8 protein-coding genes are annotated in these 10743 nt (G+C 73.6%); 3 read left to right on the forward strand and 5 right to left on the reverse strand.

All coding sequences use genetic code 11. The features are described from left to right. Positions 1-156 precede the first annotated feature (156 nt). From ACZ3YL_RS33725 to ACZ3YL_RS33740, 4 genes are all read right to left on the reverse strand, one after another. Positions 157-1209 carry a hypothetical protein gene (locus ACZ3YL_RS33725; RefSeq protein ID WP_465661141.1) on the reverse strand — a complete coding sequence of 351 codons (1053 nt, stop codon included), beginning with the start codon at positions 1207-1209 and terminating at the stop codon, positions 157-159. Beyond that, complete coding sequence (locus tag ACZ3YL_RS33730) at positions 1210-2679, reverse strand: phenylacetate--CoA ligase family protein (RefSeq protein ID WP_465661143.1); 1470 nt, start codon at positions 2677-2679, stop codon at positions 1210-1212. 581 nt (positions 2680-3260) lie between these two features. Beyond that, the gene (locus ACZ3YL_RS33735; RefSeq protein WP_465661145.1) at positions 3261-4787 is read right to left on the reverse strand and encodes a glutamate synthase-related protein; all 1527 of its coding nucleotides are present in this window, start codon (positions 4785-4787) and stop codon (positions 3261-3263) included. A gap of 203 nt (positions 4788-4990) precedes the next feature. Further along, positions 4991-6130 carry a hypothetical protein gene (locus ACZ3YL_RS33740; protein WP_188304799.1) on the reverse strand — a complete coding sequence of 380 codons (1140 nt, stop codon included), beginning with the start codon at positions 6128-6130 and terminating at the stop codon, positions 4991-4993. A gap of 522 nt (positions 6131-6652) precedes the next feature. On the opposite strand from ACZ3YL_RS33740, the gene ACZ3YL_RS33745 reads away from it, so the two are divergent. The 3 genes from ACZ3YL_RS33745 (at position 6653) to ACZ3YL_RS33755 (ending at position 10100) form a co-directional block, all read left to right on the forward strand. Next, positions 6653-8116 carry an MFS transporter gene (locus ACZ3YL_RS33745; RefSeq protein WP_465661147.1) on the forward strand — a complete coding sequence of 488 codons (1464 nt, stop codon included), beginning with the start codon at positions 6653-6655 and terminating at the stop codon, positions 8114-8116. Beyond that, positions 8116-8568, forward strand: coding sequence for a MarR family winged helix-turn-helix transcriptional regulator (locus tag ACZ3YL_RS33750; protein WP_188304797.1), 453 nt, complete (start codon positions 8116-8118; stop codon positions 8566-8568). Before ACZ3YL_RS33745 ends, ACZ3YL_RS33750 begins: the two co-directional genes overlap by 1 nt. 494 nt (positions 8569-9062) lie before the next feature. Next, positions 9063-10100 (forward strand): GDP-mannose 4,6-dehydratase, encoded by a 1038-nt coding sequence (locus tag ACZ3YL_RS33755; protein WP_188304792.1) that lies wholly within the window; start codon positions 9063-9065, stop codon positions 10098-10100. 55 nt (positions 10101-10155) lie between these two features. Here the strand turns inward: ACZ3YL_RS33755 and ACZ3YL_RS33760 are convergent, their stop codons facing one another. Next, entirely contained in the window at positions 10156-10467 is a 312-nt protein-coding gene (locus ACZ3YL_RS33760; protein ID WP_188304791.1) for a chorismate mutase family protein, read from the reverse strand. Positions 10468-10743 lie beyond the last annotated feature (276 nt).

Genomic DNA, 10743 nt, shown 5'->3' on the forward strand with positions numbered 1-10743 from the left:
CGTCGGGCGGCGGCACCGCACTGGTTGTTCGATTGGCTCGAAATCGCCGTTCCCGTTGGCGCGATGTGCCCGTTCGCCCGGCGCCGCGCCGTGCCCGACCCGGCGATCAGGCCCCCGGCCAGGGGCACAGCGGACCATCGCCCGGGTGCCGCCCGCTCAGACCATCCGGGCCGTGGTGGGGGAGTCCGCCCCCTGGCGGCGGGCGTCGCGGCGGGCCCGCCCCGGGGTCGGGCCGGTGCCCAGCACCCGGCCGGCGCCGAGGGCCAGCCAACTGCCCGGCGGTGTGCCCTCGGGCGCGGGGGCGTCCAGGGCGGCGGCGAGTTCGGCGCCGGGGCCGGCCCCGGCAGGCGGCAGCGGAGCGGAACGGCCCTCGCGCCACTGGGCGGTGGTGCGCTCACCGCCCGAGCGCCGCCGCCAGTGGAGGTGCTGGGCGACGATCAGCGGGCCGAGCGCGGTGAGCAGCGGGAAGCCGGTGGACAGCACCCCGAGGGCGAAGCAGGCGCTGACGGCGCTGGTCACCAGCAGCCCGGCCAGGGCGGCGGTCCACGCCGCCGTCCGGCCGTAGGCCTTGGCGGCGACCAGCGGGAACAGGACGAGCAGCAGCAGGTCGCCGAGGCCGACCGCGACCGGCTGGGGCCCGCCGGTGAGGGCCAGCATCGGGGCGAACGGCCGGTCGCGGACCTGCTCGAAGAAGCGGGCGGTGGTGTCGGTGAGGGTGGTGGCCGCCAGGTCGTACCCGGTGAGCGCGGCGGCCAGCGCGGCGGTGTGGCCGGCCCGCAGGCCGCTCTGGGTCCACAGGTTGGCGACGCCGACCACCGCGACGGCGATCAGCAGGTCGCTGCCGGCCCGGGCACCGTCCGGGTGGCCGGTGAGGGCGGCGAGCCCGGTGGCCGCGGTGCCCGCCAGGGCGGCCGCCCAGGACCACGGTCCGGCCCGCAGCCCGGTGGCGGCGAGCAGCGGGGCGAGGGTGAACTGCACGGCCAGGCAGAGGACCAGGCCGAACACGGCGGAGACGGCCGCCCCGGGCAACGCGGTGTACAGCAGCGGGGCGACGACCACACCGGCGCACAGCACGGCGATGTCGCCCCCGGTGTACACCCCGACCGGCGGCCGGGGCATCCGGATCCGGGCCAGGTAGCGGGCCGCGAGGGCGATCTCGACGGCCACGGCGGCGCTCAGCGCGGTGAGCGCGAGGGGGCTGACGTCCATTCACGGCCTCCCGGGGCCCACGGCGCCCGACGTCTCGAAGCTGTGTTCGCGCAGGTCGGCGCGGACGGGCGCGGTCGGCGGCATGGTGGCCCGGTCCTCGTGCGGCACGATGGCGGACAGCCGCAGCCCGGCCGCCCCGGCCCGCTCCTCCAGCCGGCCGAGCAGGGCGGTCGCGGGCAGCCGGGGGACCAGCAGGTGCAGCCGGGCGGGGCCGTCGGGGCCGTCGGGCCCTTCGGTGAGGGCGTAGCGGGCGGGCAGCGGGACCTCAGGTTCGGCCTCCACCAGGTCGAGCACCTCCCGGGTGGTGACGGCCGTGCTCGGCGGGCCGGACCAGCGGCCGAGGATCTCCGAGGTGGCCGGCAGGTGGGCGAGTTCGCAGTCCGGCGGCCCGTCCGGGAGGCGGACCAGGTCCCCGGTGGCGTAGCGCAGCAGCAGGGTGCAGTCGCGGTAGGGCACGTACGGGGTGTGCACCAGGGTGCCGATAGCGCCGGGCGTGGTCGGCTCCCCGCTGACCGGGTCGAGCACCTCCAGGTGCCCGAACTCGGTGGTGTGGTGCAGATGGCCCCGGGCACAGGGGGTGGCGCCCGAGGGCAGGATCTCGGTCATCAGGTACGCGGAGGACACCGCGGCGCCGAACGCCGCCTCGGCCCGGCGGCGCAGCGGCGCGGAGAGCACCTCGCCGCCGACGCTGATCGACGCCAGGCCGAAGTCGGCGCGCTGCCACTTCTGTCGCTCGGCCTCCTGGACGAGCGCGGCCAGGTACGAGGCGGAGGTGGTCAGGTGGGTGATCTGCGGGTCCTTGCCGGGCAGTCCGAGCGGGGCGGCGAGGCGGTCGAGGGCGAGCGCCGGGTCGATGGTGCCGAACTGGACGAAGCCGGCGCCGGCGCGGGTGGTCGACTCCTCGGCGTAGACCAGCGGCAGGGTGGCGCGGGAGCAGCCGGCGTAGGCCACGGTGTGGCGGGGCCGCAGGCCGAGGCCGAGCACGGCGGAGATGGTGCTGAACGCGATGGCGCTCTCGATCTCGGCGCGGGAGAACCACACCGCGGTGGGGGTGCCGCTGGTGCCGGTGGTGAGCGCCATCAGGGCGGGCGCGGAGGCGGCGGAGACGAAGGCGGCGGGCAGTGCGCGCAGCGCCTGTTTGGGGGTGACCGGGACGCGCGACCAGTCGTCGGGCTCCAACTTCGCGGGTTCGAGGTCGAGTTCGGCGAACTGCCGGCGGTAGTAGGCGGTGTGCCGGGCGGCGGCCCGGGCGGTGGCGCGCAGACTGCGCCGGGCCACCTCGCGGCGCAGCTGGGGGTCGACGTGCCCGGCCCGGCCGGGCAGCAGCGCGGAGTCCTCGCCGGGCTCGCCGAACTCGGCGATGGTGGCGACCAGGTCGCGGGCGAGGCGCTCCAGGTCGCCCGGACGTATCCGGCGGTTCGTCAGGATGGCCGCGCCGTAGCGCAGTTGGCTGAGTGCGGTCGCGAACAAGCGGGCTCCCCGGGCCAGGGTCGGACGGTACGCCACCCGGCCCTGGCCGGGGTCGTGCGGATCAGGCCATGTGCAGGAACATCGCGGCGGTGAGGGTGCTGAAGGCGTACTTGAGGTAGTGCTTGACCATGCTCGGTTCCTCCTTCGTGCGGGCGCGCGGCCGGGCGGGCCGAGCGCGCTGCGGTGTCGCCCGCGGCCGGGACGTGGTCGGCGGGCAGCCGCAGTCTAGGGGCGGCGCGGGCGTGCGGAACAGCCCATGTGCATGGGTAATTCTCCTGTGATTCACCTCAGTTGTCGGCCTGTCGTTCGGAAGGGCCGCCGCGATCCGCTCGACGCCGACCGCGATCCGCTCGACGACGACCTCGCCTCGCCTCGCCTCGCCTCGTCGCGGACGCGGCCGATCGGACGGTTCCGTCCGCCCCGCCGGGGCCATCCGGGTTCTGACGGCGCGGGCGCGGTCGCCGCGGTGGTGGTGGCGGCGGTGGTAGGGGCGGGAGGCGGTTCCGGGGCGGCCCGCCGCTCGCGGCGCCGGCCCGCGGACACCACCGGGCGGTCGGACTCGCCGACCGCCCGGTGACGGGTCAGGCGGTCGGCCTGGCGGTGACCAGGGCGGTGATCTCCTTGGCCAGGTCGGGGCCGAGTTCGCCCCAGCCCTCCTTGTAGCCGTAGACGCCGGCCAGGGTGCGGGCCTCGTAGTCGCCGTTCATGATCTCGATGTCGTTCGCGGTGATGAGCGACGGGTGGGCGACGCCGACGGCCGAGGAGACCTTCATCAGCTCCTTGCGCAGGGTGCGCAGGTAGACGGCGGCGCGGGTGGACTTCGAGGCCGGGTCGAGGCCGCGGGCCAGCCACTGGTTCTGGGTGGCGATACCGGTGGGGCACTTGTCGGTGTGGCACTTCTGCGCCTGGATGCAGCCGATCGACAGCATCGCCTCGCGGGCCACGTTGATCATGTCGACGCCCAGGGCGAAGGCGACCGCGGCGTTCTCGGGCAGGCCGAGCTTGCCGGAGCCGATGAAGGTGAGGTCGTCGGTCAGTCCCAGCTCGGCGAAGGTGCCGTAGACCCGGGAGAAGCCCATCCGGAACGGCAGCGACACCGAGTCGGCGAACATCCGCGGTGCCGCGCCGGTGCCGCCCTCGCCGCCGTCGATCGTCACGAAGTCGACGCCGCGGTCCCCGCGTTCCATCAGCGCGGCCAGCTGCTGCCAGAAGCCCAGGTCGCCGACCGCGCTCTTGACCCCGACCGGCACGCCGGTCTCGGCGGCGATCAGCTCGACGAAGTCGAGCATCGAGTCGACGTCGCCGAACGCGGTGTGCCGGGACGGCGAGGCGCAGTCCTGGCCGACCGGGATGCCGCGGATCGCGGCGATCTCCGGGGTGACCTTCGCGCCCGGCAGCATGCCGCCCAGCCCGGGCTTGGCGCCCTGGGAGAGCTTGATCTCTATCGCCTTGACCGGGGCGCCGGCCACGACGTCCTTGAGCTTCCCGAGGTTGAAGCTGCCGTCCTCGTTGCGGCAGCCGAAGTAGGCGGTGCCGAGCTGGAGGACGAGGTCGCCGCCCTGGCGGTGGTACGGCGAGAGGCCGCCCTCACCGGTGTTGTGCATGACGCCGGCCTCCGCCGCGCCCTTGTTGAGTGCCGTGATGGCCGCGCCGGAGAGCGAGCCGAAGCTCATCGCCGAGACGTTCACCACGCTCGCCGGGCGGAAGGCCTTGGCGCGTCCGCGCGGCCCGCCCAGCACCTTGGCGGAGGGCAGCGGGGCCTGCGGGTCGTGGGCGTCGGGCATGGCCCCGGCGAAGGTGCGCTGCTTGACGTAGGCGTGGCCCTGGACGTGCTCGACGTCGACCTCGGTGCCGAACCCGAAGTAGTTGTTCTCCTCCTTCGCCGACGCGTAGATCCAGCTGCGCTGGTCGCGGCTGAAGGGGCGCTCCTCCTCGTTGGAGGTCACGATGTACTGCCGCAGCTCCGGCCCGATCTTCTCCAGCAGGTACCGGGCGTGGCCGAGCACCGGGAAGTTCCGGAGCAGCGCGTGCTTCTTCTGGACGAGGTCGCGGGCAGCCAGAAGCGCCACCGCTGTCGCGGCGGCCGCGCCGATCTTCCGGGCTTGCATGGAGGTTCCTCCTCGGTGCACGGCTCCATCGCCGTCGGTGGAGTCGTGGGGTCGTGCGTCGGGTGGTGCGGGACGTGGAGCGGCGGCGGGCGCCCGGCCGGTCCGGCTCCGGCGTCCGTCGAGGAATGCGAACCGATCGTAGGAGGCCCCCCTGACCGCTCTGCGGTCAGGGGGGCCTCCGGGCGCCGACGACGGTGGCGGGGTCAGGCCGTGTAGTGGGCCGTGCGGTAGCCGCCCTGGGCGGTGCGGTCCACGTTGTCGTCGTCCCAGGTGTGGGGCACCGCCAGCTTCCAGCGCTTGCGCAGCACCTTGTGCTCCTCGCGGTTCCTGGTCACGTACCACGTGCCCATCCGGCACCAGGCCAGCGGCTCGTCGGTCTCGGTGGCCACCGCCCGCACCAGTTGCTGCGCGTGCCGGGCCACCTCCGACTCCAGGTACTGGTTCATCCGGTAGGTGGCCTGGTCGCCGTGCTGGAACATGGCGTGGTCGGAGCCGGCCTGGGTGTGCAGCCGGCCGTGCTCCAGGGCCACCGTGCCGTGGCGCGCCACCGGCTCCTGCTGGTCGTTCCGGGCGATTCCCGCGTTGAGCCGGTTCAGCAGCTTGGCCTTCTCCATGGTCGCCTCCGGGATCTGGCCGCCGCCGGTGCCGCCCTGGGCGGAGTACACCTCGTGCAGGTCGTAGTCCCCGGTGTAGAGGTACTGCTTCCAGTTCGGGTCGGTCTTCAGGGCGACCAGTGCCGGTCCACCGCCGGCCTGCCCCATGTCGAGCGGCACGTACGGCTCACCGTTGGCGCCGTTCTGCACGATCCCGGCGGGGAGCGTGCCGGGCGGGTTGTCGATCCGCACACCGAGCAGGCCCTGGGCGCCCCAGTGGCCGACGAAGCCGCTCAGGTCGTTGGCGTCCAGCCAGGCCAGCACCGTCGCCGGATCGCCCGGGGCCTGGCCGGGCCCGGTGCCGTACTTCTTCTCGACGGAGGCGGGCTTGATCGACTTCTCCAGGATGGTGTGCGGCTTGGCCTTGGCGCCCTCCGCGATCCGCCGGATCGAGTACTCCCCGGTCTCCCGGACGGCGATGGTGTACTTGTGCTTCTTGCACACCGCCGAGATCGCGTCCCAGTGGTCCTGCCAGACGATGTTCCGCAGGTCGCCCGCCCGTTTGCCCGGGGTGACGGTCCGTCCGTCGAAGGCGCCGGCCGCGCAGGCGGCCTCCACGTTGTTCTCGTCCAGCACCCGCTGCACCACCGGCCGGCCGGCGGCCCGGTCGCCCGCCGCGCGCTGGAGCGCCCGGCCGGTCGCCGCGTTGCCGAGGGTGCTCTGCAGGTCCGCGGCGGACTGCGGGGGCACGGCCCGGGCCGTCGGTCTCTCCCGGGCGCCGGTCCGGGTCGGGCTCGTGTCCTGATGGGAGTGTCCGGCTCTCTCCCGCTGGTTCCTCGCCTGCATGCTGCAACCTCCTCGGTCCCCTTCGTCCCCGTTATATCGGGAGCCGGGGCGGAGGAGGAGACCGCATCCGGACTCGCCCGCCCGGGAGTTGGGGATTCCGGCTCGGCACCGGGACTCCTCACTCCCGCCGACCGATGCCCTCCGCCGGGCGGCTGCTCGGCGGGCCGGCGGACGCCCAGGGCCTGCGGACCGTCCTCGTCCTGGTGCTCGGGGTGCTGGTGGTCGCGCTCGGCTGCGCACTGCGCCTGCGCGACCGGGCGTTGCCGGAGCCGGCGTCGGGGCCATCGCTCGTGTGGGGGCCGTCGCCTTCGTCGGGCTCTCGTCGGGGTGCGGGGCCTGGACGCCCGCCGGGTCGTCGCTTGCCTCCAGGTTAGTTGTGTGGCCACAATGATTGCACCAACACAATTAATCTTGGGAGTGTCCGTCATGCCCGACACCGCGCGGCCGCGGCCCTGGCTCGTGCTCGCCATCTGCTGCATGAGCCTGCTGATGGTCAGCCTCGACGTCACCATCCTGAACGTGGCCCTGCCCGCGATCCGGAGCGATCTGCACACCTCGGTGTCCGGGCTGCAGTGGACGGTCGACGCCTACACCCTGGTGCTGGCGAGCCTGCTGATGCTCTCCGGCTCGACCGCCGACCGGATCGGGCGGCGCCGGGTGTTCCGGATCGGGCTGGTGGTGTTCAGCGCGGCCTCCCTGCTGTGCAGCCTGGCCCCCGGGCTCGGCTGGCTGATCGCGGCGCGGATGCTCCAGGCGGTCGGCGGGTCGATGCTCAATCCCGTCGCCATGTCGATCATCAGCAACACCTTCACCGACTCCCGCCAGCGCGCCCGCGCCATCGGCATCTGGGGCGGGGTCGTGGGCATCAGCATGGCCGCCGGGCCGATCATCGGCGGGGCGCTGGTGGAGTCGGCCGGCTGGCGGGCGATCTTCTGGATCAACGTCCCGGTCGGCCTCGCCGCGCTCTTCCTGACCGGCCGGTACGTCCCGGAGTCGCGGGCGGCCCGCGCCCGCCGGGTGGACCCGGTCGGCCAGCTGCTGGTCGTCGTGCTGCTCGCCGGGCTGACGTACGCGATCATCGAGTCGCCGCAGCGCGGCTGGACCTCGCCGGTGGTACTCGGCTGCACGACGGCGGCCGTGGCCGCGCTGCTGGGCCTGCTCCGGTACGAGCCCCGGCGCCCGGACCCGCTGATCGACCTGCGGTTCTTCCGCTCCGCGCCGTTCTCGGGCGCCACCGTGATCGCGGTCGCCGCCTTCGCCGGTCTCGGTGGCTTCCTGTTCGTCAGCTCGCTCTACCTCCAGGACGTCCGGAAGCTCGACCCGCTGCACGCCGGGCTGTTCATGCTGCCGATGGCCGTCATGGCGCTGGTGGCCGGGCCGCTGTCCGGCCGGATGGTGGCGGCACGGGGGCCGCGCACGCCGCTGCTGCTGGCCGGGACGGCCCTGAGCGCCAGCGCTGTGCTCCAGGCGGTCAGCTACTCCGAGCACCTGCCGACGGGCCTGCTGGTGCTCGCCTTCCTGCTGTTCGGCATCGGATTCGGCCTGGTCAACGCGCCCATCACCAACACCGCCGTGTCCGGGATGCCCCGCTCGCAGGCCGGCGTGGCGGCGGCCGTCGCCTCCACCAGCCGACAGGTCGGCCAGTCGCTGGGCGTGGCCGTGATCGGCGCCCTGATGGCCGGCGCGGCCCACTCCGACCCGGCGGCCTTCACCGGCGCGGCGCGGACGGCCTGGTGGATCGTCGCCGGCTGCGGTGCCGCCGTCCTGGTCACCGGTACGCTCACTTCCGGCCGCTGGGCCCGGGCGACGGCCGAGCGCACGGCGCAGCGGCTCGCCGCCGAGGAGGCCGGCGAGGGAACCAGGACGGTGAAGGAGAGGGTGGGCACCTGATGGAGCGCACGCACACCGGCGGACATCCGGAGGCGGACGAGGCCGACCGCGAGAGGGCGGCCAGGGTCTGGCAGGGGATGGGCACGCTGGTGCTGGAGCGCTACAACCGCCGCAAGGCCGTCGCCGACGCCCTCGGCATGAGCTTCAACCGGGTCCGGGCCCTGCGCCGCCTCGCCGGCGGCCCGATCACCCTGCGGGAACTGGCCGAACGCCTGACCGCCGATCCGCCGTACACCACCGTGATCGTGGACGACCTGGTGCGGCGCGGCCTCGCCGAGCGCATCACCAACCCCGCCGACCGGCGCTCCAAGCTGGTCCACCTCACCGAGGAGGGCGAGGCGAAGGCCGCGCTCGCCACCGGAATCCTCATGACCCCGCCGGACGCCCTGCTCGCGCTGCCGTCGGAGGACATCCGCGCGCTCGACCGGGTGCTGACGAAGCTCCTGGGCTGAGCCCGTCCGCAGCCGCCGACCGGAAGGCGACGGCCTGCGCCAGGGGCGGAACAGGCCCCTCCGTGCCGGGTTGTGGCCAGTTCCGGCCTCACGCCGGCGGTTTCTGGCGGTCGTCGCAACACGTGGTCGGTTGGTTGGGCCGCGAGGAGTTCAGCCAGACGCTCGGCTGGGGTTTCCCAGCCGAGCGTCTGGCGTGGGCGGCAGTCGAGTCCGGTCAGCCGAGCGAGGTGAGGAAGGTGTTGAGCGCCTGGACCTCGGTGGCCTTGTCCGGGTGCGAAGCGCGCAGCGACGTCAGGACCTGGTCGATCTCGCCGTCGAGGAAGTGCCAGGCCTGTCCGTTCTCCGGCGGGTGGGACTCGGCGGACTCGCTGCTCGGCTGCGTACGGGCGGTGACCTCCGTGCTCCGGCCCGAGGACGGGTGAATTCCTTAGCCGCGTCAGTGGTTCGCTGGCTGGGCCGAGAGCGGTCCGCGAGCAGTGGCTGAAGGGGAACGGATGTCCAAGCGTGCACTGATCACCGGGGTGACCGGCCAGGACGGGTCATACCTGGCCGAGCACCTGATCTCCCTGGGGTACCAGGTGTGGGGCCTCACCAGGGGGCAGGCGAATCCGCGGAAGGACCGGGTCAGCCGGCTGATCCCGGAGCTGCGCTTCGTCGACGGCGACCTGATGGACCAGAGCAGCCTGGTCTCCGCGGTCGACACGATCCAGCCCGACGAGGTGTACAACCTCGGGGCGATCTCCTTCGTGCCGATGTCCTGGCGTCAGCCGGAGCTCGTCACCGAGGTCAACGGCACCGGTGTGCTGCGGGTGCTGGAGGCGATCCGGATGGTCAGCGGGATCAACCGGCCGGCCGCGACCAGCGGAGGTGCCGGGCAGATCAGGTTCTACCAGGCCTCCAGCTCCGAGATGTTCGGCATGGTCGCCGAGGCTCCGCAACACGAGTCCACCCGGTTCCACCCGCGCAGCCCGTACGGCGTGGTGAAGACCTACGGGCACTACATCACCCGCAACTACCGCGAGTCGTACGGGATGTACGGCGTATCCGGGATCCTGTTCAACCACGAGTCCCCGCGCCGCGGCGCGGAGTTCGTGACCAGGAAGATCTCCCTCGCGGTCGCGCAGATCAAGCTCGGCCTGCAGGACCGGCTGCTGCTCGGCAACCTCGACGCCGTCCGCGACTGGGGCTTCGCCGGGGACTACGTCCGGGCGATGCACCTGATGCTCCAGCAGGACGACCCGGGCGACTACGTCATCGGCACCGGCCGGATGCACTCGGTCCGCGACGCGGCCCGGATCGCCTTCGACTGCGTGGGGCTGAACTGGGAGGAGCACGTCACCGTCGACCCCGCGCTGGTGCGTCCCGCGGAGGTGGAGACGCTCTGTGCCGACGCGGACAACGCGCGTCGCACGCTGGGCTGGGAGCCGACGGTGGACTTCCCCGAACTCATGCGGATGATGGTCGAGTCCGACCTCGAACAGGCCCGGCTGGCCCGCGACTACGGCGACGTGCTGGCGGGCGGGCACTGGTGACGGCGCCCGCGGGCTGACGGGGCGGTGGGGACGGGGGAGGCCCGGCCCCACCGCCCTACGGCTGTTCGGCGGTCGGCGCGGACGGCGGACGGGAGAGCTCCAGGATCGCCAGGGCGATCCCGGCACCGGGATCGCCGAGCCGGGCCACGTACCGGCGCAGCATCGCGTTCTCCTGGGCCAGGCTGGTCGTCGGCAACCCGGCCGCGCGCCGGCTCAGTTGGTGGCCCCGGCCCAGCCGGATCCGCAGGACCAGCTGGGCGATCAGCTGCTCGTCGAGTTCGCTGAGCTCCTCCGCCGCCTCGTGCGCGGCGCCCGCGGTGGCTCGCGGCGGTCTCGGCAGGTCGCCGTACGGGACGGTTTCGGGCATGGCGGTGATCCTCGTCGACGTCGATGGCCCGTGGCCTCGCCCGACGGACCGTACCCCTGGCACGCGCATCCGACGATCCAGCCCGAACGCCCGGCAAATCCCTAGACTCCGCGCGCGGTTGCGGGAGGCCCCGAAGACCCTAGGGATTTCCCGCGCCGGGCGGACCGAGACTGATCGCGGAGTGCGGGAATGCGAGCGCCGCGGGTGCGGGGCACGCGGGCCGTCCACAGCGGGCCCCCTGCCGTTCGCCGGTCTTCCAGATGGGTTGCGTCGATG

Source organism: Kitasatospora sp. NPDC023176 (assembly GCF_055560495.1).